Source organism: Synechococcus sp. MEDNS5 (assembly GCF_014279875.1).
Classification (GTDB): domain Bacteria; phylum Cyanobacteriota; class Cyanobacteriia; order PCC-6307; family Cyanobiaceae; genus Synechococcus_C.
The window spans coordinates 976,594-999,141 of the sequence record NZ_CP047952.1; the positions used below are offsets into that span (position 1 = coordinate 976,594).

General features: G+C 60.8%; 25 protein-coding genes. 16 read left to right on the plus strand and 9 right to left on the minus strand.

Annotated elements, in window-relative coordinates:
- Nucleotides 1-6: 6 nt before the first annotated feature.
- The 9 genes from SynMEDNS5_RS05200 (at nucleotide 7) to SynMEDNS5_RS05240 (ending at nucleotide 10,383) form a co-directional block, all read left to right on the plus strand.
- A complete protein-coding gene (locus SynMEDNS5_RS05200) occupies nucleotides 7-354 on the plus strand; it encodes a DUF3288 family protein (protein WP_186585301.1) in 348 nt (115 codons plus the stop codon).
- Nucleotides 355-502: 148 nt separating this feature from the next.
- Entirely contained in the window at nucleotides 503-1,549 is a 1,047-nt protein-coding gene (gene trpD / locus SynMEDNS5_RS05205) for an anthranilate phosphoribosyltransferase (RefSeq protein ID WP_186585859.1), read from the plus strand.
- Between the two features lie 34 nt (nucleotides 1,550-1,583).
- Nucleotides 1,584-2,729: a glutamine-hydrolyzing carbamoyl-phosphate synthase small subunit gene (gene carA, locus SynMEDNS5_RS05210; protein WP_186585307.1), complete on the plus strand. Its 1,146-nt coding sequence runs from the start codon at nucleotides 1,584-1,586 to the stop codon at nucleotides 2,727-2,729.
- A gap of 22 nt (nucleotides 2,730-2,751) precedes the next feature.
- Entirely contained in the window at nucleotides 2,752-3,159 is a 408-nt protein-coding gene (locus tag SynMEDNS5_RS05215; protein WP_255440372.1) for an STAS domain-containing protein, read from the plus strand.
- Nucleotides 3,156-3,566: a Mini-ribonuclease 3 gene (locus SynMEDNS5_RS05220; protein ID WP_186585308.1), complete on the plus strand. Its 411-nt coding sequence runs from the start codon at nucleotides 3,156-3,158 to the stop codon at nucleotides 3,564-3,566. Before SynMEDNS5_RS05215 ends, SynMEDNS5_RS05220 begins: the two co-directional genes overlap by 4 nt.
- Nucleotides 3,567-3,577: 11 nt before the next feature.
- The gene (gene rlmB, locus SynMEDNS5_RS05225) at nucleotides 3,578-4,972 is read left to right on the plus strand and encodes a 23S rRNA (guanosine(2251)-2'-O)-methyltransferase RlmB (RefSeq protein ID WP_186585317.1); all 1,395 of its coding nucleotides are present in this window, start codon (nucleotides 3,578-3,580) and stop codon (nucleotides 4,970-4,972) included.
- A 73-nt stretch (nucleotides 4,973-5,045) separates the two neighbouring features.
- Entirely contained in the window at nucleotides 5,046-5,270 is a 225-nt protein-coding gene (locus tag SynMEDNS5_RS05230) for a DUF1816 domain-containing protein (RefSeq protein ID WP_255440334.1), read from the plus strand.
- A 58-nt stretch (nucleotides 5,271-5,328) separates the two neighbouring features.
- Nucleotides 5,329-6,792, plus strand: coding sequence for an Asp-tRNA(Asn)/Glu-tRNA(Gln) amidotransferase subunit GatA (gatA, locus tag SynMEDNS5_RS05235; RefSeq protein WP_186585321.1), 1,464 nt, complete (start codon nucleotides 5,329-5,331; stop codon nucleotides 6,790-6,792).
- A gap of 69 nt (nucleotides 6,793-6,861) precedes the next feature.
- The gene (locus SynMEDNS5_RS05240; RefSeq protein WP_186585323.1) at nucleotides 6,862-10,383 is read left to right on the plus strand and encodes a DNA polymerase III subunit alpha; all 3,522 of its coding nucleotides are present in this window, start codon (nucleotides 6,862-6,864) and stop codon (nucleotides 10,381-10,383) included.
- 37 nt (nucleotides 10,384-10,420) lie between these two features.
- Here the strand turns inward: SynMEDNS5_RS05240 and SynMEDNS5_RS05245 are convergent, their stop codons facing one another.
- Genes SynMEDNS5_RS05245 through ruvA form a run of 3 tightly spaced genes read right to left on the minus strand, consistent with a single transcriptional unit; the run spans nucleotide 10,421 to nucleotide 11,797 of the window.
- Complete coding sequence (locus SynMEDNS5_RS05245; protein WP_186585325.1) at nucleotides 10,421-10,798, minus strand: PAM68 family protein; 378 nt, start codon at nucleotides 10,796-10,798, stop codon at nucleotides 10,421-10,423.
- A gap of 27 nt (nucleotides 10,799-10,825) precedes the next feature.
- Nucleotides 10,826-11,095: a 30S ribosomal protein S15 gene (gene rpsO / locus SynMEDNS5_RS05250; RefSeq protein WP_011932977.1), complete on the minus strand. Its 270-nt coding sequence runs from the start codon at nucleotides 11,093-11,095 to the stop codon at nucleotides 10,826-10,828.
- Between the two features lie 54 nt (nucleotides 11,096-11,149).
- Nucleotides 11,150-11,797, minus strand: a complete 648-nt coding sequence (gene ruvA / locus SynMEDNS5_RS05255) for a Holliday junction branch migration protein RuvA (RefSeq protein ID WP_186585327.1) — start codon at nucleotides 11,795-11,797, stop codon at nucleotides 11,150-11,152.
- Between the two features lie 21 nt (nucleotides 11,798-11,818).
- On the opposite strand from ruvA, the gene SynMEDNS5_RS05260 reads away from it, so the two are divergent.
- Entirely contained in the window at nucleotides 11,819-12,286 is a 468-nt protein-coding gene (locus tag SynMEDNS5_RS05260) for a hypothetical protein (RefSeq protein WP_186585329.1), read from the plus strand.
- On the opposite strand, the gene SynMEDNS5_RS05265 is transcribed toward SynMEDNS5_RS05260, so the two are convergent.
- Entirely contained in the window at nucleotides 12,265-13,173 is a 909-nt protein-coding gene (locus SynMEDNS5_RS05265; RefSeq protein WP_186585331.1) for a DMT family transporter, read from the minus strand. The two genes, SynMEDNS5_RS05260 and SynMEDNS5_RS05265, sit on opposite strands and share 22 nt — an antisense overlap.
- Nucleotides 13,174-13,277: 104 nt before the next feature.
- Between SynMEDNS5_RS05265 and dnaG the strand changes: the two genes are divergently transcribed.
- Nucleotides 13,278-15,359, plus strand: a complete 2,082-nt coding sequence (gene dnaG, locus SynMEDNS5_RS05270; RefSeq protein WP_186585333.1) for a DNA primase — start codon at nucleotides 13,278-13,280, stop codon at nucleotides 15,357-15,359.
- Here the strand turns inward: dnaG and SynMEDNS5_RS05275 are convergent.
- Complete coding sequence (locus tag SynMEDNS5_RS05275) at nucleotides 15,305-16,369, minus strand: hypothetical protein (protein ID WP_255440335.1); 1,065 nt, start codon at nucleotides 16,367-16,369, stop codon at nucleotides 15,305-15,307. The two genes, dnaG and SynMEDNS5_RS05275, sit on opposite strands and share 55 nt — an antisense overlap.
- 18 nt (nucleotides 16,370-16,387) lie before the next feature.
- Between SynMEDNS5_RS05275 and arsB the strand changes: the two genes are divergently transcribed.
- The 3 genes from arsB to SynMEDNS5_RS05290 are packed head-to-tail and all read left to right on the plus strand — an operon-like array spanning nucleotide 16,388 to nucleotide 17,953.
- The gene (gene arsB / locus SynMEDNS5_RS05280) at nucleotides 16,388-17,398 is read left to right on the plus strand and encodes an ACR3 family arsenite efflux transporter (RefSeq protein ID WP_186585335.1); all 1,011 of its coding nucleotides are present in this window, start codon (nucleotides 16,388-16,390) and stop codon (nucleotides 17,396-17,398) included.
- Nucleotide 17,399: 1 nt separating this feature from the next.
- Nucleotides 17,400-17,657: a hypothetical protein gene (locus SynMEDNS5_RS05285; protein WP_186585337.1), complete on the plus strand. Its 258-nt coding sequence runs from the start codon at nucleotides 17,400-17,402 to the stop codon at nucleotides 17,655-17,657.
- Entirely contained in the window at nucleotides 17,657-17,953 is a 297-nt protein-coding gene (locus tag SynMEDNS5_RS05290) for a hypothetical protein (protein ID WP_186585339.1), read from the plus strand. The genes SynMEDNS5_RS05285 and SynMEDNS5_RS05290 overlap by 1 nt, the downstream gene beginning before the upstream one ends.
- Nucleotides 17,954-17,955: 2 nt before the next feature.
- Here SynMEDNS5_RS05290 and SynMEDNS5_RS05295 read toward each other — a convergent pair whose 3' ends face one another.
- From SynMEDNS5_RS05295 to SynMEDNS5_RS05310, 4 genes are read right to left on the minus strand one after another with little or no spacing between them, the layout of a single operon-like run.
- Nucleotides 17,956-18,879: a DUF481 domain-containing protein gene (locus SynMEDNS5_RS05295; RefSeq protein ID WP_186585341.1), complete on the minus strand. Its 924-nt coding sequence runs from the start codon at nucleotides 18,877-18,879 to the stop codon at nucleotides 17,956-17,958.
- Nucleotides 18,880-18,905: 26 nt separating this feature from the next.
- A complete protein-coding gene (locus SynMEDNS5_RS05300) occupies nucleotides 18,906-19,079 on the minus strand; it encodes a hypothetical protein (RefSeq protein WP_186585343.1) in 174 nt (57 codons plus the stop codon).
- A complete protein-coding gene (locus tag SynMEDNS5_RS05305) occupies nucleotides 19,057-20,331 on the minus strand; it encodes a Y-family DNA polymerase (RefSeq protein ID WP_186585345.1) in 1,275 nt (424 codons plus the stop codon). The genes SynMEDNS5_RS05300 and SynMEDNS5_RS05305 overlap by 23 nt, the downstream gene beginning before the upstream one ends.
- 5 nt (nucleotides 20,332-20,336) lie before the next feature.
- Entirely contained in the window at nucleotides 20,337-20,780 is a 444-nt protein-coding gene (locus SynMEDNS5_RS05310) for a LexA family transcriptional regulator (RefSeq protein WP_186585347.1), read from the minus strand.
- A 117-nt stretch (nucleotides 20,781-20,897) separates the two neighbouring features.
- Between SynMEDNS5_RS05310 and SynMEDNS5_RS05315 the strand changes: the two genes are divergently transcribed.
- On the plus strand, nucleotides 20,898-21,290 hold the full coding sequence (locus tag SynMEDNS5_RS05315) for a hypothetical protein (protein WP_186585357.1): 393 nt from the start codon (nucleotides 20,898-20,900) through the stop codon (nucleotides 21,288-21,290).
- Nucleotides 21,291-21,296: 6 nt separating this feature from the next.
- The gene (locus SynMEDNS5_RS05320; RefSeq protein ID WP_186585359.1) at nucleotides 21,297-22,526 is read left to right on the plus strand and encodes a YbfB/YjiJ family MFS transporter; all 1,230 of its coding nucleotides are present in this window, start codon (nucleotides 21,297-21,299) and stop codon (nucleotides 22,524-22,526) included.
- Nucleotides 22,527-22,548 lie beyond the last annotated feature (22 nt).

Sequence of the window (22,548 nt, forward strand, 5' to 3'; positions counted from 1 at the left end):
CAGTCGATGCGTCAGGCTGCGGCCAATCGCGTTCGTAGCGTGTCCGATTCCGGTGATCAGAACCATCCTCTCGAGGCGATCGACCGCGACACGGTGGATCGCCTTTTGGCTTGCGAACCCCCAGGCGACCAAGACGTCACTGACCTGGCACGGCTTTTCATGCGCTACGAGACCTTTCCTGGCGCTGCCTCCCTTCGTCATGATCTCGATCGAGTGTTGACCTTTTGGGGCATGTCCCGCGATGACCTCAACAGCCGGGCGCGGGGGCTTTGGTCCGCTGGCTTCCGTCCCGGTCAGTCCGAAGCGGACGAGGTGGGATCGGGATTCGATGCTCAGCAATCCGACAGTCCGTGACGCCGGGACACAGAGATGCCAGAAGAACTGGTCACCGGATTCATTCTGGGTAATAGTGGATTGATCCCCATTACCCGGCCCGGCGTGCTCAAGCACCCGGGTTTTTTTCTGTTCACGGGTCGCCGTGAATCGTCACAGGCTCTATTTCATGGTTTCTTCGCCCATTTCCTGGTCCAAGCGTCTGGATCATCTGCTCAACGGCGGTGTTTTCAGTCATGCCGAGGCCACAGAGCTGATGGAAGCCTGGCTTGAGGAAGGGCTTACACCTGTTCAGACAGGTGCTTTCCTTGCTGCCCTGCGGTCCAGGGGAGTGGATGGAACCGAACTGGGAGCGATGGCGACCGTGCTGCGCCAGGCCAGCCTTCTGCCTTGTGAACGACCGTCCCTGCGCATGGTGGATACCTGTGGCACCGGTGGAGATGGCGCGGACACCTTCAACATTTCCACAGCTGTGGCGTTCACCGCTGCCGCCTGCGGCGCCACCGTGGCGAAGCATGGCAACCGCAGTGCGAGTGGCAAGGTCGGTTCTGCCGATGTACTTGAGGGGTTAGGTCTCCATCTCAAGGCTCCCGCTGCGCAAGTTGTGAAGGCCTTACCAGCCACCGGAGTGACCTTTCTGTTCGCTCCTGCTTGGCATCCCGCACTGGTGAATCTCGCCCCTTTGCGCAAGAGCCTGGGGGTGAGGACGGTATTCAACCTGCTTGGCCCTCTGGTCAATCCCCTGCGCCCCGATGGCCAGGTGCTCGGTGTAGCGACCGATGATCTGCTTGACCCGATGGCCGAGGCTCTGCGCTCGTTGGGGCAGGACCGGGCTGTGGTGGTGCATGGATCAGGCGGTTTGGACGAGGCCTCCCTGGTCGGCCCCAATCCTGTGCGCATCCTTGAGAAGGGCCATCTGCGCTCGGAATGGATTGCTCCTGAGGATCTGGGTTTGCATCAGGCACCGCTCGAAGCCCTGCGCGGTGGTGATCTGATGTGTAACCAGACCATCCTTGAGGAGCTGCTGAAGGGGCGCGGCAGTCAGGCGCAGAACGAGGTGGTGGCGTTCAACACAGCGCTTGTGCTCTGGGTCGCTGGTGTGGAAAGCGATTTCAGGCACGCTGCCCAGAAGGCTCTCGCTGCCCTCGCCCAGGGCTCTCCATGGTCCCGCATGGAACAGCTACGCGATGCTCTGTCCCCTGCCAAGGAAGAATGAAGGTGTCCGACGTGCTGAAGGGATCGGTTCGACAATGATTGAAGCCTCTTCCGCGAACACGGCGATGCTGATGCTCGCTGATGGAACCGTGTTCCAGGGTTTGGCCTGCGGAGCTTTGGGGAGTGTCGTGGGTGAGGTGGTCTTCAACACGGGGATGACCGGGTATCAGGAGGTGATGACGGACCCCAGCTATTCGGGTCAGCTGGTCACGTTCACCTACCCAGAGCTGGGCAATACCGGCGTGAATGATCACGACCAAGAGGCAGATCACGCCCACGTGCGTGGATTGATTGCCCGTCAGCTGTCTCCGGTTTCCAGCAATTGGCGCTCAACCCGGAGTCTGCAGGCCTGGCTGGAACAGCAGGGTGTGGTTGGCATTCAGGGAATCGACACCCGTGCCCTGGTGCGCCATCTGCGTGAAACGGGCGCCATGAACGGCATCATCTCTTCCTCAGGGCGCACCCCGGCCGATCTGCGCGAGGAGCTTCGCGCTGCTCCCTCCATGGAGGGGCTCAACCTTGCCGATCGGGTGTCCACGCCAAAGGCGTACAACTGGGAGAAACCCTGCAGCGTGGCGTTTGACCGCCGTCTGCAACCCAGCCGTGGCGAGCGGCCCTTCCGTGTTGTGGCGATTGATTTCGGCATTAAGAGGGCCATTCTCGATCGGCTTGTGAGTCATGGTTGTGCCGTCACGGTGCTGCCTGCCTCAGTGGATCTCAACACCGTTCTGGCCCATGAGCCCGATGGTGTGTTCCTGTCCAACGGACCGGGTGACCCCGCGGCCGTCACCCATGGCATCGATTTGGCCCGTGGTCTTCTGGAGCATCGAACGCTGCCATTGTTCGGAATTTGTCTCGGTCATCAGATTCTCGGCTTGGCCATCGGTGGCGAAACGTTCAAGCTCGGCTACGGCCATCGCGGACTCAACCATCCCTGCGGCACCACGGGTCAGGTGGAGATCACCAGCCAGAACCATGGTTTTGCTCTGGATGCTTCAAGCCTTCCCCTGGACCAGGTGGAGATCACCCATCTGAATCTCAACGACCGCACGGTTGCGGCGATGGCCCATCGTTACCAACCGGTCTTCAGCGTTCAATACCACCCAGAAGCCAGTCCTGGTCCCCACGACGCGGATCATCATTTCTCTCGATTCGTCACACTGATGTCGGATCGCCGTTGATCCGTGGTCTGTGCTGGTGAGCATCCCTACACTTCGCACGACGCGATCCAGGGGGTCTGTTCCCATCACTGAACTCCAGCGACTGACTGTTTCCCTACGTGGCGGCTTCGAGCAGAAGGATGGGTGTCTGGTTTTTCACTTCACCGGACAGCTGGATGCCTACTCCGAGAAGCAGTTTCTCAGCTATGTGGCGGATGTTCTCAAGGCCAATGCCTCCCCAACGGTTCTCGACCTGAGCAAGATCGACTTCCTCGATTCATCCGGTCTGGGTGCTCTTGTGCAGCTTGCCAAGCAGTGCAAAGACGCCAAACGCAGTTTCGTGATGGTGGGCAATGCCCGAGTCACCCAAACGGTGAAGCTGGTCAGGCTTGAAGAGTTTCTGCACCTCGTGAACGATCTTCAGACGGCCTTCACCCAGCTGGCCGCTTGAGCGACTGGATCCGGCTGCAGCAGGCCCTTCCTTCGCAATCCGCAGATCTAGGTCCTCTCCAGCTCGCCTGGCTCGGTGATGCGGTCTGGGAACTCCATCAACGGTTGCGTCACTGTCGCAGACCGGGCCGCTCTGCAGACCTCCACCGCGCTGTGGTGTCGGAGGTTCGAGCTGATGCGCAGGCGCTCGCTTTAGAACGCCTTCAGCCCCTGCTCACCGAGTTGGAATGCGATCTCGTGCGTCGTGGCCGCAACCGTGCCGGGAAGGGGCCCCGCGGTGGCGACCCTGCCGCTTATGGAAAGGCCACGGGATTTGAGACAATGGTGGGCTGGCTCTTTCTTCACAATCCGGCTCGGCTAGCCCAGCTTCTGGATCGCCTTGAGGAGACCGAATCATCCCTGTCATAACCATCGATCCCATGAGCTCCCGCTTTGACCGCCGCCCGTCCCGTCCTCCCCGCGGCGCAGGCCCTGGTGGCGGACGTCCGTCCCGAGGCGGACCACGTGGCAGGTCGTCTCGTATGGACGAGGGAGGGGCAGGATTGCGTCGACGTGATCGCAGCGATGAGCGTGATGCATCCCCCTGGCGTGGTGAGCGCGACGACGGGGATGCAAGGCGACGAGGGCCTGCACGCAGTGATTCCCGCGACTTCAGACGATCCGGAGAGCGTGCAGGCGTGCGCTCGCTGGATGGTGCTGGACGAGGACGCCGCGATCAACGCAGTAACGACCGTCGCTTCTCAGAACGCAACCGTGCACTGCCGCTGGGTAGCCGACCGCAGCGATCGGAGCGCCCTGACCGCCCTGACCGCCCTGACCGCCCCGGCCGCCCTGACCGCTCTGGCCGCCCGGATCGTCGTTTTGAGGAGAAGCCCCGAGGCGAAGCCAGTTCTCACTCCGCTGATCCCGTTGCTGACGATCTTCTCTGGGGCCGTCACGCCACCCAGGCAGCCCTGGAAGCCGGTCGTCCCATTCACCGCATCTGGTGCACCAGTGAGATGCGCAGCGCACCGCGGTTCATGCAGCTGCTGAGAGACGCCAAGTCCTCCGGGGTGCTGGTGGAGGAGGTGACGTGGGCCCGACTGGCTCAGATGACCGGTGGCGCTGTTCATCAAGGCATCGCCCTGCAGACCGCTGCTGCCGACACCCTGGATCTTGCTGATCTTGTCGAGGGGTGTGCCGCCCTTCAGGAAGCTCCTTTGCTGTTGGCACTAGATGGTCTGACTGATCCCCACAATCTGGGCGCCATCGTTCGCTCAGCAGAGGCCCTCGGCGCCCACGGCGTGGTGCTTCCGCAGCGCCGTAGTGCGGGATTGACCGGGTCTGTGGCCAAGGTGGCGGCTGGAGCCCTGGAGCACCTCCCCGTTGCGAGGGTGGTGAACCTGAACCGATCGTTGGAAACCCTGAAAGACGCGGGCTACCGGGTGGTGGGTCTTGCTGAAGAGGGCGACCAGACGCTTGAGGAGGTTGACCTGGACGGTCCGCTGGTGGTGGTGACCGGTTCAGAGGGCCAAGGATTGTCGATGTTGACGCGCCGCCATTGCGATCAGCTGATCCGCATTCCCCTTCGAGGCATCACGCCGAGCCTTAATGCGTCGGTTGCGACCGCCCTTTGTCTTTATGAGGTGGCCCGTCGCAGTTGGATGAAAGGCCTCCGCGGTCAGAACCCTTCACCCCAGATCGTGCGCCCCAAAGTGCTGGCAGCACCCAAGCCCGACAGTGGCGTGACGGCGCAGGAAACGGTGCTTGATCTTCAACTTGAACGTTCGACCGATCTGGCAACACCGAGTTTCGATGGGAGTGTTGAACTTTGAAAGCCAGGAGTTCTGAATCGAGGCACAATGGCATCGACTTCATCGCTCCGCCATGAGCCCGCTGAACAGACCGATGCGCTCCCTTGCCAACGGTCTTGGATTCGCTTGGTGGGCCAGAGTGCAGACGCAGAGCCCTGATGTGACCTATTGGTACGGGCCTTTTGTGCGTCGTTCCAGTCTTGAGGAAGCCCTCCAAGGTTTTCTTGCAGATCTCTCGTCGGAGTCGCCTGCAGCCATCGAGCATTCATTGATCCGTTGCCGTCGCACAGAGCCGTTCACGATCGAGTCCCAGTCCTGAGAGGGCCTTTTGTCTCTCGACTGGCTGATAGCGTCTCAACTGCACGAAAATCCTGACCATGGCGATCGCCGAATGGCGTCAGCAACTGGCGAGCGGAGAGGTTTCAGCGAGGGAGCTCACCGACCACCATCTGGCCAGGATTGAAGCGGTAGAACCTGGACTTCATGCTTTCCTTGAGGTCACCGCGGAGCGGGCTAGGGCTGATGCCGATCGCGTCGACGAAGCCAGGGCCTCCGGTGAGGACTTACCTCCGCTCGCGGGGATACCTCTGGCCATCAAGGACAACCTCTGTACACGGGGTGTGCGCACCACCTGTTCCAGTCGGATGCTGGAGCATTTCGTGCCTCCCTATGAGTCCACGGTGACAGAACGCCTCTGGGCGGCCGGAGCCGTTTTGCTCGGTAAGACGAATCTCGATGAGTTCGCCATGGGTGGATCCACGGAGACATCCGCCTTCGGTCCGACGGCGAACCCCTGGAATCCTGAGCATGTTCCCGGAGGAAGTTCCGGAGGCAGTGCCGCGGCTGTGGCGTCCGGCGAGTGTCTGGCCTCTATCGGTTCCGACACCGGCGGTTCCATTCGTCAGCCGGCATCGTTCTGCGGTGTGGTCGGTCTGAAGCCCACCTATGGACGCATCAGTCGTTATGGACTCGTTGCCTTTGCCAGCTCCCTCGATCAGGTCGGTCCCTTCAGCCACACCGTTGCCGACGCAGCGGAACTGCTTCAGGTGATGGCCGGCGCGGATCCCCGCGATTCCACGTGTCTCGATGCTCCCGTTCCGGATTACTGCGCGGCACTGGGGCGTCCAGTGGAAGGTCTGAAAGTTGGACTGGTGAAGGAATGCTTCGAGCAGGATGGATTGGATCCTCAGGTGAAAGCGTCCGTTCTCGCAGCGGCGCAGCAGCTTCAGGCTCTGGGAGCGGAACTGGTGGACGTGAGCTGTCCGCGTTTTAACGACGGGATCGCCACCTACTACGTGATTGCACCGTCGGAGGCTTCGGCCAACCTCGCCCGCTACGACGGTGTGAAGTATGGATACCGGACCGATGACGCGGCCTCACTGGCTGCCATGACCGCCCGCAGCCGTGCCGAAGGATTCGGCAGTGAGGTTCAGCGACGCATTTTGATCGGTACCTATGCCTTGTCGGCGGGCTATGTGGATGCTTACTACAAGAAAGCCCAGCAGGTGCGCACGCTGATCCGGCGTGACTTTGATGCCGCGTTCCAGTCTGTGGATGTGTTGCTCACGCCCACCGCTCCAGGCACAGCCTTCAGGAACGGTGCTCACGCCGATGATCCTCTGGCGATGTATCTGTCTGATTTGTTGACGATTCCGGCCAACCTCGCAGGCCTTCCGGCGATCAGCCTCCCCTGCGGCTTCGATACCGGTGGACTGCCGATCGGAGTGCAGCTGATCGGAAACGTGCTGGAGGAGCCTCTCCTTCTGCAGGTGGCTCATCAGTACGAACAGGTCGCTGATGTGATGAAAACCCGTCCGGAGGCGGCGTTCATCCCAGGTTGAATGCACTAGATGCGGTGTCGGCGAGTCGGCGGGACCGCTGCATCTTGCGCCGGCGCTTAGGCTGTGGGTATGGCTTTCGTTCCCCTTCACAATCACAGCGACTACAGCCTGCTGGACGGTGCCTCCCAACTGCCCCAGATGGTGGAGCGTGCCAAAGCGTTGGGCATGCCGGCACTGGCTCTAACGGACCATGGCGTGATGTACGGGGCTGTGGAACTCCTGAAGCTTTGCAAGGGTGCGGGGATCAAGCCGATCATCGGCAATGAGATGTATGTCATCAATGGCTCCATTGATGACCCACAACCCAAAAAGGAGCGGCGGTATCACCTGGTTGTGCTGGCGAAGAATGCCGTCGGTTATCGGAATCTCGTCAAGCTCACCAGCATCAGTCACCTGCGCGGCATGCGTGGTCGGGGGATCTTCTCTCGCGCCTGCATCGACAAGCACCTTCTCAAGCAACACAGCGAGGGCCTGATCGTGGCAACCGCGTGCCTTGGCGGTGAGATTCCTCAGGCCATCATGCGAGAGAGGCCTGATGTGGCCAGGGACGTTGCCCGTTGGTACCAAGAGGTGTTCGGCGAGGATTTCTATCTTGAGATCCAGGATCACGGCTCTCCCGAAGACCGCATCGTGAATGTGGAGATCGTCAAGATCGCCCATGAGCTCGGAATTCAGGTGGTGGCCACGAACGATGCCCACTACCTAACCAGCAATGATGTGGAAGCCCATGACGCCCTTCTCTGTGTGCTCACGGGCAAGCTGATCAGCGACGAGAAACGCCTTCGTTACACCGGCACTGAATATCTCAAGAGTGAAGAGGAGATGGGTCGGTTGTTTGCCGATCACCTCGATCCTGCTGTGGTGCAGGAAGCGATTGCCAACACCGTGTCCGTGGCGGAGAAAGTCGAGGAGTACGACATTCTTGGTCGCTACCAGATGCCCCGCTTTCCGATTCCGGAGGGGCATACGCCGGTCACCTATCTACGCGAAGTGACTGAGCAGGGTCTGCGTGACCGGCTTGGATTGTCCAGCAACGACGCGATCGATGAGACCTATGCCGATCGTCTCGCCCATGAACTTCAGATCATGGAGCAGATGGGATTTCCGACCTACTTCCTTGTGGTGTGGGATTACATCCGTTTCGCGAGAGATCAGGGGATTCCTGTCGGTCCAGGCCGCGGCTCTGCTGCTGGCTCGCTGGTGGCTTACGCCCTTGGAATCACCAATATCGACCCGGTGAGTAATGGCTTGCTGTTTGAGCGCTTCTTGAACCCGGAACGCAAGTCGATGCCTGATATCGACACCGACTTCTGCATTGAACGCCGGGGCGAGGTGATCGATTACGTCACGCGCCGTTATGGCGAGGAAAAAGTGGCGCAGATCATCACGTTCAACCGGATGACGTCGAAGGCTGTGCTCAAGGATGTGGCCAGGGTGCTGGATATTCCCTACGGCGATGCCGACCGCCTGGCGAAGCTCATCCCAGTGGTTCGCGGAAAACCAGCCAAGCTCAAGGCCATGATCGGTGATGAGTCGCCGAACCCTGAATTCAAGGAGAAGTACGACAAGGACCCTGTCGTACAACGTTGGGTTGATATGGCCATGCGCATTGAGGGCACCAACAAGACGTTCGGTGTGCACGCTGCCGGTGTGGTGATTGCCGCGGATCCCCTTGATGAGCTGGTCCCTCTGCAGCGCAACAACGACGGTCAGGTGATCACCCAGTACTTCATGGAGGACGTGGAGTCGATGGGTCTCCTCAAGATGGATTTCCTGGGTCTCAAAAACCTCACAATGATCGACAAGACCCTTGAGCTTGTTGCCCAGAGCACTGGGGAGCGGATTGATCCCGATCAGCTCCCTCCCCAGGATCAGGGAACCTTTGATCTCCTGGCCAGGGGTGACCTTGAAGGCATTTTTCAGCTGGAGTCGACCGGGATGCGTCAGATCGTGCGCGATCTCAAACCGTCTTCTCTGGAGGATATTTCCTCAATCCTGGCGCTGTATCGCCCAGGACCCCTCGATGCCGGCCTGATTCCCAAGTTCATCAACCGGAAGCACGGACGGGAGGCGATTGACTTCGCTCACAGCACCCTTGAGCCGATTCTCAGCGAAACCTACGGAATCATGGTGTATCAGGAGCAGATCATGCGCATCGCCCAGGATCTTGCGGGTTACTCCCTGGGGGAAGCCGACCTTCTGCGCCGGGCCATGGGCAAGAAAAAGGTGTCGGAGATGCAGAAGCATCGGGGCATTTTTGTGAAGGGTGCCTCCGAGCGCGGTGTCGACGACAAGGTGGCCGATGAACTCTTCGACCAGATGGTGCTCTTCGCTGAATACTGCTTCAACAAGAGTCATTCCACGGCCTATGGGGCGGTGACTTATCAGACCGCCTATCTCAAGGCGCACTATCCGGTGGCTTACATGGCTGCGCTGCTCACGGTGAATGCCGGTGCCAGTGACAAGGTGCAGCGTTACATCTCCAACTGCAACGCGATGGGCATTGAGGTGATGCCTCCGGATGTCAACGCATCAGGCACCGACTTCACCCCCCGCGATCAACGCATCCTGTTCGGCCTCTCCGCGGTGCGCAATCTTGGCGACGGAGCGATCCGTGCCCTGATTCGTTCTAGAGATGCGGATGGACCTTTTGAGTCCCTCGCCGATCTGTGCGATCGCGTGCCCTCCAGCGTGATCAATCGCCGCAGCCTCGAATCACTGATTCACTGCGGTGCGATGGATGCCCTTGAGCCAGAGGCCAACCGTGCCCAGTTAATCGCTGATCTCGATCTGCTTCTGGACTGGGCGAATTCCCGTGCCAGGGATCGCGCCAGTGGTCAGGGCAATCTCTTCGATCTGATGGCAGGTTCTGCAGACGGGGATGCCGAGGCTCCATCTGACCTCAGCCTGGCGCCCAAAGCTGCGCCGGTGAAGGACTATCACCCCAGTGAAAAGCTCAAGCTTGAGAAAGATTTGGTTGGGTTCTACCTCTCTGACCATCCGCTCAAGCAGCTCACCCCTCCGGCCCGACTGCTGGCTCCGATCGGGCTCGCTGGCCTCGAGGAGCAAGCGGATAAGGCCAAGGTGAGTGCGATTGCCATGGTGAGCGAAATGCGTCAGGTGACGACGCGAAAGGGTGACCGCATGGCGGTGCTTCAACTGGAGGATCTCACTGGTTCCTGTGAGGCGGTGGTCTTTCCCAAGAGTTACGCACGGCTTGCGGATCATCTGATTGCCGAAGCCCGCCTGCTGGTTTGGGCCGCTGTTGATCGCCGCGACGAGCGTGTCCAGCTGATTGTGGATGACTGCCGCGCCATCGATGATTTGCGCCTGTTAATGGTGGAGCTGGATGCCGATCAGGCCAGTGATGTGGCTGTTCAGCACAAGCTGAGGGAATGCCTGCAGGCGTATCGTCCCGATCAGGATGAACTCGGCGTGCGCGTGCCGGTGGTGGCCGCCGTGCGACGGGGCTCGGATGTGCGCTATGTGCGCTTGGGGCCCCAATTCTGCGTTCGGGATGTTGCAGCTGCACAGAAGCATCTCTTGGAAAGCTCCTTCCGGGTCAGTTGCAGTGATCCGCTGTTGGTTTGAAATTTGGTCTGAAAACGAGGCATTGAAGCGAGTGATTTCAACTCTGCTTCTGGGCTCGAATCGAACTGCGCAGTCTCTGCAAGTTGGGTTTGATGTGTTCGATGCCAAGCAGCGTTCCGGGTTGGGGTTCCCAGCTCGCTGACAACACTCCGAAACTCAGCCCGACCAGGCCAAGAAGAAAGAACAAGCCGGATGTGACCAGAGTGATTCCTGGGGGGATGTCAAGAATGCCCCGACTCACCAGCACGTAGCTGCCAACAAAAACACCCATCCCCATCAGGGAAGGTAAACCGGTCGCGATGGCCACCCTGCGGGCCATGCGATTGGCCACATTTTTGGGAATCGGTTGATTGACAGAAGGGCTGGGTTCCGACCGGCGCGGTTCAAACGGTAGGGGATCGCGTCGTTCGGCCATGACTCAGTAAATAACTGGAACCGCGGATCAGCCGCGGATGCCCAGTTTGGCGATCAAGTCGCTGTAACGCTTCTCGCTCTTGCCTCGCACGTAGCCGAGCAGGCGCTTGCGCCGGCCGATCATCTTCAGAAGACCCTGACGGGATGAGAAGTCGTGGATGTTCTGCTGTAGGTGGCTGCTCAGCTTCGAGATGCGCTCTGTGAGCATGGCCACCTGAACCTCAGCCGATCCAGTGTCGGTGGCGTGAGTCTGATGAGCGTTGATCAGTTCTTGCTTTTCGGTGGTATCGAGCGACATGCGCGGCGTCTGGCCCTGACAGTGCAAACAAACAATTTACTCTGCCGCGGGGCCCTAAGCGGATTGACTTAACCACTTCAGGCTTGCCCGTAACCAGGCGTCACCGTCATCCTCTGCAGGAACCTCGGTTCCTGAGGCCACGGCTCGCATGGCCCTGCGGATTTCAAGATCCTCATACCCCAGCGTTTCGAGGGTGATCTGAAGTTCCTTCAGGCATGGTTCGCCGAGAGGAACCTCCTTCACGTCGCTGCGGTCCACCAGGGACAGGCTCGGTTCCTGCAATGGTGCCCAGGCACCGAGGCGATCACGCAGTTCCACCGCGATCCGCTCAGCGGTGCGTTTGCCCACACCCTGCGCCTGGGTGAGGCGTTTCAGGTCACCATCAACGATCGCAGCCACGAGCTCTTCAACGCGGCAACAATCGAGTAAGGCCAGTGCCATCTGCGGACCAACCCCGTTGACGCCGATGAGGGTTCGGAACAGATCGCGTTCCTGTTGTTCGCAGAATCCGAACAGGGTGGATCCATCGTCCCGCTGCACCTGGTGCACCCAGAGCGTGCAGCCGCTGCCATCCACTAGCTGGTTCTGATCTCTGGAGGTGAGCTGCACCTCGTAGCCGACTCCGCCGCAGGCGATCACCACCCCACGTCGACCACCCTGCTCCCAGCTCTGGATCCTTTCCCCCTGAAGCCAGCCGATCATGGGAGAGTTCCTGTTGAAGCCATGCTGCCTGATCTGTCGAGCCTGTCCTCCATGCACGTGCCGTTTCGTCGCTGGCTCCGGACTGCGGCGTCGGTGCTGGTTTTTTTGATTATCAGTGCCGGCCTGTCTGCATGCGTTGCTTCGGATCAGCCTCCCCGCTCCGTGCTGCTGAGTGCGCTGGGCCAGCAGATCCAGCTCACGCAGACGTCCATCGCCCGTTCCCTCGATCTGGAGGCGGCCGGTGTTCCCGAGGTGAGCAGAGTGCGGCTTGAAGATCAGGATGCGATCCGCATCGGTGAGCAGAAAGGCGTGCATCTCACCGGTCGCTTCGACTGGCGGCTGCCCGGAGATGCCGTCAAGGTCGATAGTGCGTTCGAGCTGTACCTCGAACGGGGTGAACGGGGTGAAAGCTGGCGTCTGGCGATTCCCAGCGGGTCTGACGATGGTGCATCCCAGGCCTGGATCACCTATCCCCTCGCCATCGACTGACGGGCACTCAGGCTGATCAGTGTGGCTCCGAGAACGCAAAGCGCTCCAACAATCACTGTTCCTGTGATCGGCTCTGCGAAGAAGAGCACACCCCAGAGCGTGGCAAACACCACTTGGACGTAATTGATCGATGTGGCGCGTGCTGCTGGCAGTGCTGCTAGCCCCTGGGTGAGCCAGATCTGACCCATCTGGGTCAAAAGACCGACCCCGACGAGCCAGACCCAGTCCATGCCACTTGGGAGGACCAGGCGGTTCACAAGGAGCGGCAGCGTTGCTGGCACAGAAACCAGGGGGAAATAAAACACAATCACCAGTGGATGCTCCCTGACGGACAGCTGGCGCACACTCACGTAGGCCAGGGCTGTCATCAGGGCTCCCCCAAGTCCAATCAGCGCAGCCATGGCAGGGAGTCCTGCCACAGATTGCCCCATCCATTCGGGCTGAACCACCAGGATCACTCCAATCAGGCCCAGCACGATGGCCAGGCCAATGCGTTTGCGGATCGGTTCCTTGAGCAGAGCCCAGGCTGTGAGTGCCGTCAGCGTGGGATAGGTGTATTGGATCAGCGTCGCTGCCGCGAGGGGCAAGCTGGCCAGGGCCTGGAAGAAGAGCAGCAGCGCGATAGTGCCGAGCGCCCCGCGCACCAGGAGGAGTCCTTTCTGATGCCCCCAGGGCGAGACGTTCACCTGCGCGAGCATCGTCAGCGTGATCGCGATGCTGATCAGTGATCGGATCAACACAATCTCCGCCACGGGCAAACGGCCGCCGAGGTGCTTGACGCACACCGTCATCAAGCTGAAGGCCAGAGCTGCACCCAGCAGATAGGTGCAGGCTTTCCACTCATGGGGCGACTGCGTTCCGCGGATCGCTGCCAGCAGGCTCCGCATCAACAGGTCCGCAATCACTCCGACAACCTTGCCACCCGTCGGGTCGAACGGTTTTCAACAACGGATTTCTCGTCGCCAGCGCCAGGGTCTTCCACAATGGGCCAATGGTCAGTGCCCGTCTGCATCCCCGAACCATCGAGGCCGTCAAGGAGCGCGCCGACATCGTTGATGTGGTGGGTGAGCACGTTGTGCTCAAGAAGAAGGGCAGAGAGTTTGTTGGGATCTGCCCCTTCCACGACGACAGCAAGCCGTCGATGACGGTGTCGCCGGCGAAGCAGTTCTATTACTGCTTCTCTTGCGGTGCCGGCGGCAACTCCATCAAGTTTCTGATGGAGTTTCAGCGCCAGAGCTTCAGCGATGTGGTGCTGGATCTTGCCCGTCGTTATCAATTGCCTGTGGAGACCGTGGACGGTCCCCAGCAGGAGCGTCTGAAACAACAGCTGTCGCGTCGGGACACGTTGCATCGGGTGCTGGCGTTGGCGGCTGGTTGGTTTCGGAGCCAGCTGAAGGTTGCATCCGGTGCTGATGCGCTGCGTTACCTCCAAGACAAGCGTGGACTCAGTGACGCCACCCTTGAGCAGTTTGAACTGGGTTATGCGCCGGATCAGTGGGATGGTCTGCTGAAGCACCTCCAGCAGGTGGAGGGACTGGATCCTGGGCATCTCGAAGCTGCAGGCCTGGTGGTGCCCAGGAAAGGCGGCAATGGTTTCTATGACCGCTTCAGGCATCGGGTGATGGTGCCGATCAAAGATCGCCAGGGACGGGTGATCGGTTTCGGCGGTCGCAGCCTTGATGGCACCGAACCCAAATACCTCAACTCTCCGGAAACCGAGGTGTTTGAGAAGGGCAAGCACTTGTTCGGCCTTGATCGGGCGGCATCAGCAATCCGCAAGGACGACCGTGCCGTTGTGGTGGAGGGTTACTTCGATGTGATCGCCCTGCATGCTGCGGGCGTGACCAACGCCGTGGCGTCTCTGGGCACGGCCTTGAGCAGCCAGCAGATCACCCAGTTGTGCCGCTGCTGTGATGGCAAGCGCATCGTGCTGAACTTCGATGCTGATGGTGCCGGCGTTCGTGCTGCCAATCGCGCCATTGGCGAGGTGGAACAGCTGGCCCTTCAGGGACAGCTTGAGCTGCGGGTTCTTCACCTCCCTTCTGGAAAGGATCCCGATGAATTCCTCAAGGACCATGGAGCCGGTGACTACAGGGCCCTTCTGGACCAGGCACCGCTCTGGCTCGACTGGCAGATCGAGCAGGTGCTGGAGGGACGGGATCTCAGCAAGGCCGATCAGTTCCAACGCTCTGTTTCCGCCCTCGTGGAACTGCTGGGCAAGCTGCCTCAGTCGGCGATTCGCACCCATTACATCCAGCAGGTGTCCGAGCGCCTCAGCGGCGGTCAGGGGCGCTTGGCTCTTCAGCTGGAGGAGGACCTGCGTCAGCAGGTTCAGGGCCAGCGCTGGCATGGACGCTCAGCCCGTCATGAGAAATCCGGGGAAGCGAGTCAGCGAGAGCGTTGTGAAGCGGAGATCCTGCGCCTTTACCTGCATTGCCCCTCATACCGTGGCGCGATTCGGCAGGAGTTGCGCCGACGTGAACTCGAGGACTTCGCCCTGCAGCACCACCGTTTGCTCTGGTCTTGCCTCACGGAGCTGGAGGAAGGAAACCTTGGCAGTGTGCGCTTGGAATCAATCAGCCGTGGTGAGGATCGCGGTGATGAACTGGCTGATCTGGATCTGCCCCGCCTCCTCACCGATCAACTGCTTCTGGAAAACAGCACCCTCGTGACACGCCTCACACCACTGCTGGAACCAGGCGAGCTTCAGAAGGTCGCCCTGTCCCGGCCGATGGAACAGCTGCGGGGAACGGCCGCCATGCTCGAGCGTCAGAAAAGCCACAAGCGCTGCCGTCACCTGCTTGAGGCCTGGGCCGGGCAGCGGCTTCAGACGCTTGAACGTTGCATTGCCGTGCTGATCGATGAAGAGCGTGAGCAGCACCAGCCCCAAAATGTCGACATGGAGCAGCGGATTCAAGCCATGTTCGACGATCTCAATGCCGAAGCACTGCGATTCCAGGAGCTGTATTACAGCGAACGCCGCCACATCCTGCATCTGGATCAACAGCGCTGCGCTGGCTACGGCGACGGCATCGCTCCTGCGGCTTCGGATGCATCAGCCATGAGCGCCTGATTTAACCGGCTCCTGCAGAGTCGTTGCAGCAGAGGCATGGACTCGTCTGGCCACTGTTCTGTTCTGAGCAGTGTCTCCAGTTCCTGTGCTCGCTTGAGCACCATCCGGCATGCCGCGCCTTGATCACTGAGCTGCAGCTGCGACACATACACATGCGCTCTGGCCTGATCATGGGGCGCCCCGTTTGCGGAGAGTCCAAGCGCCTGCCGAAAGAGATCGGCATCAAAGGTTCCGAGCGAGGCCAGCATTCCGAGGGCATCAGCGATCAGTTCGTCAAACAAATTGATGCGCATCTCGCCCACCAGTCGCCTGCAGGCGATGTGCGCCAGCTCGTGTTCGCGCCTCCACTGCTGGGATTGGTTCAGCCAACGATCGTGGTCGGGATGGTCAGGAATGCGCTCTGCCGGAAGTGAGGCATAGGGCGCACGATGCAGCAGCAGGATTTGGCACCGCGTCTTGGCACTGAGATCGCGGATCAGTCCCCAGTGAATCAAGCCGCTGATGGCCTGGGCATGCACCGTGGTTAACACCGGCACGTCTTCACAGCGAAAGGCGAGACATCGCACGATCAGCACGAAATCGTCGTGATCCTTGAGGGTGAGAACGGGGATCGCGCCGGTTGGATGCTCAGCGATCTCCAGCGTCAAGCCATCGGGATCCTTCAAGACAGGAGCCTGATTCATGTCCTCGGCGAGAGGCGCAGTCCCCTGCAGCACCAATCGTCTGTAGGCCTCTCCCTCTCGCACTCCTGTGCCGGGTTGGAGCAGAAGCTGGGGCAGGTCAAGACGCAGCCGGTTCCAGACCTCAGAGGGTGGTGTTGTATCGCACCATCGTCTCCACCAGATTTCCCGTTCGTCGGCAGGCAGCGGCAGTGGAGGCCAAGGCGTTTCAGCCCCCTTGAACGGTTGGCAGTACTCCTCGAGGGTCTGCATAGGGGGATTGGAACTCTTTTCTTTGATTAGCCATGCATCGGTTTGCTCGGCGAAACCTGGCGTCAGCGACAATCCCATCGAACTCCTGAAAGCCTGATGGGTGTTTTCGAGCGCTATCTCAGTCTGTGGGTCGCTTTGGCGATCATTGCCGGTGTGGCCCTCGGTGCAGCGGTTCCCGCCTTGCCGGTGGCGATTGCATCGCTTGAAGTGGCTGGGATCAACCTCCCGATCGCCCTGCTGATCTGGGGAATGATCTACCCGATGATGCTGGCGGTGGATTTTTCCGCGATCGGAGGTCTCAGCCGTCAGCCGCGCGGTCTGCTCATCACCGTTGCGGTGAACTGGCTGATCAAGCCGCTCACGATGACAGCGCTGGCCTGGCTGTTCATCCGCTTCCTGTTCGCTCACTGGATTCCTGCTGAACTCGGGGATCAGTACGTGGCCGGCATGATTCTGCTCGGCGTGGCCCCCTGCACGGCCATGGTGTTCGTTTGGAGTCGTCTCAGCGATGGAGACGCCAATTACACCCTGGTGCAGGTGGCGGTGAACGACCTGATCATGGTGTTTGCGTTCGCTCCGATTGCAGCCCTGCTGCTCGGGGTGAGTGAGGTTCTTGTCCCTTGGGACACCCTGATCGCGGCTGTCGGATTGTTTGTTGTGGTTCCTCTGGCGGCCGGCTGGCTGACCCGGGTCTTTCTGCGGTCTTCGACTCGCATCAGCACGCTTGAGCAGCGTCTGAAACCGCTCACCGTGGTGTGCCTCATCGGCACGGTGCTGCTGTTGTTCATGGTGCAGGCCGGCTCGATCTTGGCGGATCCCCTGGCCATTGGGCTGATTGCCGTGCCTCTGATCCTTCAGACCTATCTGATCTTCTGGATCACGGCGCAGTGGATGCGGTTCTGGGGGCAGCCGCGTGTCATTGCTGCCCCGGGAGCCATGATCGGGGCTTCGAATTTCTTTGAGCTGGCTGTTGCCGTCGCGATCAGTCTGTTCGGTTTGCAGTCCGGTGCTGCCTTAGCCACTGTGGTGGGCGTGCTGGTGGAAGTGCCGGTCATGCTGTCGTTGGTGGCGATCGCCAACCGCAACCGTCGTCTGTTCCCTGTTTGAGATGTCTGAATTTTTCGAGGCGATCTGGCACGGGGAGGGCATTGGGGATGGTGGTGACGTGGAGGAAGCCCTTCAGGCGTACGTGGCGGTGAAGCCCGACGACAACGACTGGATCAAGGCCTGTGCAGTCGAAGGTGCTGAACCTCGCATCGAGCGTTTCGCGTCTTTCGAGGCCTACCTCGACAACGACGATGCCCTGGAAACCATTCCGGTGACGCCGCAGATGATCGTGGTGGCTATTGAGCAATTACCGGTCTGATGACGGGTTCCTCAACTGATTTCAGTACCTGTGAGCCTGTGAATGGGCTCTGGCCGGCACTGGTGGAGCGCTTGGGCCTTGAGAAGGCGCAGCGAGCTGCCCGTCAGGCCCTCGATCTGCAGCGGATGTCGGGCCATGGCGGCACGCTCCCGGTGCTGTTCTGCGAAACCTGTGGACTGGCGCTGGCCAGCATCGATCTGTTGCGGGAGCAGACAGGACTGAATGCCCATGGGGAGCGCATGGTGCTTCTGTACAGCAGTCGTGCTCAGAAAGTGCAGCTGCTGCAGCAGGCCTGAGCTCAATCCAGCTTGATCCCCAGCTGCATGGAGACGCTGTTGTTGATTTTCGGGCTTTGCAGTGCGTTGAAGATCGTCTGTCCGTTCAGTGACGTGAACAGTCGTTGATTTCCCATGGGAAAGATCTTCAGTGCAACCGAAAAGGTGTTGTTGGTGGCAATGCCATTGACGTAGGCGCCTGTGTAGCTGTTGGTGACTGTGATGCTGGCGAGTGAGCTCGGTTTCCATTCCAGCTGTGCTCTGGCGGTGCCGGCAGCAAAGGCCTGTCCGCAGATTGGATCCGCTTCACATCCCGGGCCACCCCAGATCTGCTGAATGGAGGGGCCCACAGAGACATTCAGGGTTGTGGTTTTGTTCTTGATCAGGTCGTAGCCCAGGCCTGCGGACCCCACAAACACGTCGGTTCCGATCGTGTTGAGCATGTCGTAATTGAATGTGGTTGTTGCGTAGGCATTCAGGCGATTCCCCAACCTTCGCGTGTAGCGCAGCTCACCATCGCCTTCGTTGGTGTCCGTTGTGCTTGCGTTTTCTCCCTGGTCCCGTGACACCTCATAGGTGGCGCGTCCTTTCAGGGCCACCTTGTCAGCGCCCTCGCTATAGCTGGTGTCGAGCTGAAAGGTTCCACCGGCGGAGAGATCGCTGTCTGTGTTGTTGGCAGACAGTCCACCGGACACACTCAGCTTCCATGGTTTCGCTGGTGGTTCGGTGATCAGGGCTGTGGCCGGAATGCGCAGACGACCGAGCACCGGATGCAGGAGAATCGTGATGGCCTCTGTGGTCTCGTCCGGAAGCAGTACACCCTTCAGCGTGTCGCCGTTCTTGAGTTTGAGCGTGACCTGCGGCTCGCTCGTAGCCGGAGCAGCAACAACTGGTTGACCGAACAGAAGCAGCGCTGCAATGACTGAACCTTTTTGCAGCACTCTCATCCCCTAATTTGTGTCGCCAAATCCTGTCACAACATCTCTGTTCTGTTGTATTCCCTGAGGCGGCAGCGTTCCAATTGCAGGAGCTGAAGGCCAGCTTCGCCCGAGCCGGCGCGATCGATGGCCGTCACTTTCAAGATGGAGTCAGCAAGGTGGTCGCCTCCCCCGCTGACGTCCGGTTCAGGCCTGGACCACCGGCACATCGCTCAGGCGGGTGGTGGCAGCGCGGCCGAGCTGCCCACGCCGCATCGCCCAGCTCGGATGCAGGCCGCAGGCGGCCCACTGAACGGTTCCCCGTCCATGGCGCTGGTTGAGCTGATCGATGGTGCGCATCAGCACCTCCCGACGTGCCTGATCCACAGCGTTGCAGGGCGCCAGCAGGTGGTGCTGCAGTTGCTCGGTGCCCTGCAAGTGCTGCATGAGCACTCCGGCTTTTGCCAGTTGCCGATGGGGTTGAAAGATGCGCTCCACCAGGGGAAGGGCTGCCTGCAGCAGCACCTGCGTGTCGTTGCTTGGCAGGTCGAGAGAGGTGCTGGCGCTCCGGCTGTAGAAGGCCGGTACGAACGGGCTGGTGCGGGTGTAAACACTCAGGGCTGCGGCCCGTTGATTCTGCCGGCGTAGTTTCTCGGCCGCTCGCACCACATAGGTGGCCACGGCTTCGCGCAGCTCTTCCACACAGGTGACCGGCCGACTGAAGCTGCGGCTGACGCAGGTTTCCTGTTTGGGTGCCGGGGTGAGATCGAGGGGGAGACAGGCGTGACCTTGCAGTTCCCGTTGCAGGCGTAGTCCCACTACACCGGCTTTGGCACGCAGTGGCCCACTGGCCATGTCGCGCAGCTCCCGCGCATTGCGGACGCCCCGCAGGCGACACCAGCGGGCCAGCTTGCGGCCGATTCCCCACACATCCTCGATGGCGATCGTCTCCAGCCAGTGATCCCTGTCGCCGCAGTTTCCGAGATCGAACAGGCCGGCATGGCTGGCCTCCACCTTCGCCAGTCGGTTCGCGAGCTTCGCCTGGCCTTTGCTTGCTCCCAGTCCGATGGCAATCGGCAGCCCCAGATTGCGCCGTGCCAGGGCCCGCATGCGTCGGCCCCAGGGTCGTAGATCGCCATCCGCAGGACGGCTGATGCGAGCGAAGGCCTCATCGATGGAATACACCTCGAGTTCTTCCACCTGGCTTTCCAGCAGACTCATCAGCCGCTGGCTCATGTCGGCATAGAGGGCGTAGTTGGAGCTGCGCACCACGACGCCCTGGGCCTCCAGCGCCTGCTTCGCCTTGAAGTAGGGGGTGCCCATGGCGATGCCGAGGGCCCGAGCTTCGGCGCTGCGGGCCACGATGCAGCCGTCGTTGTTGGACAGCACCACGACGGGGCGTCCCAACAGGGACGGATCGAGGCTCTGTTCACAGGAGGCATAGAAATTGTTGGCGTCGATCAGGGCAGTGACCCGGCTCATGGTGTTTAAAGGGGGTGAATCACATGGATGGCGACACCCCAGATCTGCATGTCGCCACAGCCCTCCAGCTCCAGGGGGGGATAGTCGGGATTGGCGGCCTCCAGTCGCAGTCGACCGCGATGGCGTGCCAGTCGCTTGAGTGTGAAACCGCCATCGAGCACCGCCACCACGACCCGGCCTGGTCTGGGGTCGAGGCTGCGGTCCACCACCAGCAGATCGCCGTCGTGAATGCCGGCGCCGGTCATGGAATCGCCGCTCACTCTCAGAAAGAACGTGCTGGTGGGATGGCGGATCAGCTGGTCGTTGAGATCGATTCCCACCTCCACGTAATCGTCCGCGGGGGAGGGAAAGCCTGCGGCCACCCGTTCGCCAGCCAGGGGCAGGAGAAGCGGATGGCGCTGGGAGCGCAGGGGCTGCGGTGATTGGCTGAAGGAGCGATCGAACGCCACAGAGACGCAACGAGCAAGGCAGACCTCCATATTAGTACATATGTTCTAATTTTTCTGGACTTGGGTTGTGCCGATGCGGTTCCGATCAGTGAGGATGCCCGGATTGCACGCGCTCCAATGGCTGAGACTCCCTATCTCGTGGCTTTGGCCCTGATTGAACAGGGAGGGGCGCGAGCGCTCCCACTCGCTGGTCGTTCACTCAAGGCCGATGAAGCCGTTGCCGATCAGCCAACAGAGGCGGCCCACGGCCTGGCTCTGGAGCTGCTGTTGCGCGTCTGGCAACGCAGTGATGACGGTGTTCTGAAGCGAGCCTGCGCGGAGGAAAGTCTGTTGCTGGTGGAGCTGGCGATGGAGCGTTTGCCCGAGGACCTTCCAGCATTGAAAGCAGCCTGGTTGAACAGCGGCGATACAGAGGCTTTCCGCGCAGGTTTGCGGGCAATGTGTGGACGCGCCTGGACGATGAGCATCGCCAAATTCCAGCCGGTGACCCTGACGCCATGGAGGGTCTGAGCTGTGATGAAACCCTCAGTATTCGCTGAATCAACGCCTCTGCCTCCAGAACCCCATCTCCTGCGCGTGCTGGCGGGTGGGTGCGGTGTCGGGATCGGTCTCGGCCTGATTCGCTCCGACTTCGGTGTGATCGGCCGCGAGATGGTTGTACAGGACTGGATTCCTCAGGCTGATCTTGGAGGCCTGGCCGCTCTCAACATGGTCGGCTACGTGCTCGGGTGCGTGCATCAGGCGCAGCTGCAGGGCAAGGCTCAGCTGTTGCGCAGCCTGCGAATCGCTCTGATTGCAGCGGTGGTGTGCCTTTGGTTGGGAGCGATTCAAAGCGGCGAGCTCGGGGAAGGGGGGCTGAGAGTGCTGGCGGGCTGGAGTGCGGGACATCTGATGAGTGGTCTTCCGGGATTGGCGATCGCCGGGGTTCCTGCGCGGAGACAGCGTCAGGCGGTGGCGGTGGTTCTTGGCGGTGGAGCCCTGGTGGCGCTTCTTGGAGCCGGTGCCGTGGCCTGGCTGGCACCGCGTTCTGCTGCGGGGGCTTGGGTGGTGATGGCGACATTCGCCACCGGACTGGCCATTCCCACGCTCTGGTTGGTCGCCAGGGGGCAGCGGCGATTGCGGGCCATGGAGCTGCGAGGGGAGGAACGTCAGCTCGCCATTGCCGATACAGGGCTGAGACGGATTCATTGGGCTCCACTGATCGCCCTCACCCTGGGCTTCGTGCTAACCGGGGCGGCTCAGGTGCCGATGGCGTTGTACGAGCCTCTGGTGGCCTCCGGCCGGGTCGGGCTCAGTGCGTCCATGAGCAGTGCCTCCTTCGGGGTGATGGGATTCGGAGGGCTTGTGGCTGCGTTGTTGGTGCTCACCCTGCCCAGTACCTGGCCCACAGCTCTGCTTCTGCCTGGGGTGGCTGCGATTGGGGCCGCCGGGGCCTGGCTTTATGCCGCCGCCCGCACGCCGCAGCAGCTCCTGCTGGCAGCCTTCCTTATCGGTCTGTGGTCGATCATGACCTCCTCGCTCACCCTGGACCGATTGCCGGCTCTTGTGCCAGCCGATCTGCAGCGGCGCTGCTGGGCCACGCTCACCACCCTTAATGGACTCGGTTTCGTGTTGTTTTCAATGGGAACCTCTTCTCTGGCCCAATCCATGCTGGTGCAGCTGCTCTGGCTCGGTCTGGGTGTGATGGTTCTGCAGCTGCTGATGGAGGTGTTGCAGATCCGACAGGCCATAGGCTCTAATTCCTGAGTCTGAGCACAAAGGGAGCTGC

Excerpts from the sequence above, each read along its gene's own strand:
- dnaG (WP_186585333.1), top strand. The coding sequence starts at position 13,278 with ATGGTCAGTGCCCGTCTGCATCCCCGAACCATCGAGGCCGTCAAGGAG.
- gatA (WP_186585321.1), top strand. The coding sequence starts at position 5,329 with ATGGCGATCGCCGAATGGCGTCAGCAACTGGCGAGCGGAGAGGTTTCA.
- ruvA (WP_186585327.1), bottom strand. The coding sequence starts at position 11,797 with ATGATCGGCTGGCTTCAGGGGGAAAGGATCCAGAGCTGGGAGCAGGGT.
- SynMEDNS5_RS05265 (WP_186585331.1), bottom strand. The coding sequence starts at position 13,173 with ATGCGGAGCCTGCTGGCAGCGATCCGCGGAACGCAGTCGCCCCATGAG.
- SynMEDNS5_RS05290 (WP_186585339.1), top strand. The coding sequence starts at position 17,657 with ATGACGGGTTCCTCAACTGATTTCAGTACCTGTGAGCCTGTGAATGGG.
- SynMEDNS5_RS05305 (WP_186585345.1), bottom strand. The coding sequence starts at position 20,331 with ATGAGCCGGGTCACTGCCCTGATCGACGCCAACAATTTCTATGCCTCC.
- SynMEDNS5_RS05275 (WP_255440335.1), bottom strand. The coding sequence starts at position 16,369 with ATGGGATTGTCGCTGACGCCAGGTTTCGCCGAGCAAACCGATGCATGG.
- SynMEDNS5_RS05300 (WP_186585343.1), bottom strand. The coding sequence starts at position 19,079 with ATGTGCCGGTGGTCCAGGCCTGAACCGGACGTCAGCGGGGGAGGCGAC.
- rpsO (WP_011932977.1), bottom strand. The coding sequence starts at position 11,095 with ATGTCGCTCGATACCACCGAAAAGCAAGAACTGATCAACGCTCATCAG.
- rlmB (WP_186585317.1), top strand. The coding sequence starts at position 3,578 with ATGAGCTCCCGCTTTGACCGCCGCCCGTCCCGTCCTCCCCGCGGCGCA.
- arsB (WP_186585335.1), top strand. The coding sequence starts at position 16,388 with ATGGGTGTTTTCGAGCGCTATCTCAGTCTGTGGGTCGCTTTGGCGATC.
- SynMEDNS5_RS05230 (WP_255440334.1), top strand. The coding sequence starts at position 5,046 with ATGCGCTCCCTTGCCAACGGTCTTGGATTCGCTTGGTGGGCCAGAGTG.
- SynMEDNS5_RS05200 (WP_186585301.1), top strand. The coding sequence starts at position 7 with ATGCGTCAGGCTGCGGCCAATCGCGTTCGTAGCGTGTCCGATTCCGGT.
- trpD (WP_186585859.1), top strand. The coding sequence starts at position 503 with ATGGTTTCTTCGCCCATTTCCTGGTCCAAGCGTCTGGATCATCTGCTC.
- SynMEDNS5_RS05295 (WP_186585341.1), bottom strand. The coding sequence starts at position 18,879 with ATGAGAGTGCTGCAAAAAGGTTCAGTCATTGCAGCGCTGCTTCTGTTC.
- SynMEDNS5_RS05285 (WP_186585337.1), top strand. The coding sequence starts at position 17,400 with ATGTCTGAATTTTTCGAGGCGATCTGGCACGGGGAGGGCATTGGGGAT.
- SynMEDNS5_RS05260 (WP_186585329.1), top strand. The coding sequence starts at position 11,819 with ATGCTGCCTGATCTGTCGAGCCTGTCCTCCATGCACGTGCCGTTTCGT.
- SynMEDNS5_RS05320 (WP_186585359.1), top strand. The coding sequence starts at position 21,297 with ATGAAACCCTCAGTATTCGCTGAATCAACGCCTCTGCCTCCAGAACCC.
- SynMEDNS5_RS05240 (WP_186585323.1), top strand. The coding sequence starts at position 6,862 with ATGGCTTTCGTTCCCCTTCACAATCACAGCGACTACAGCCTGCTGGAC.
- carA (WP_186585307.1), top strand. The coding sequence starts at position 1,584 with ATGATTGAAGCCTCTTCCGCGAACACGGCGATGCTGATGCTCGCTGAT.
- SynMEDNS5_RS05315 (WP_186585357.1), top strand. The coding sequence starts at position 20,898 with ATGGCTGAGACTCCCTATCTCGTGGCTTTGGCCCTGATTGAACAGGGA.
- SynMEDNS5_RS05245 (WP_186585325.1), bottom strand. The coding sequence starts at position 10,798 with ATGGCCGAACGACGCGATCCCCTACCGTTTGAACCGCGCCGGTCGGAA.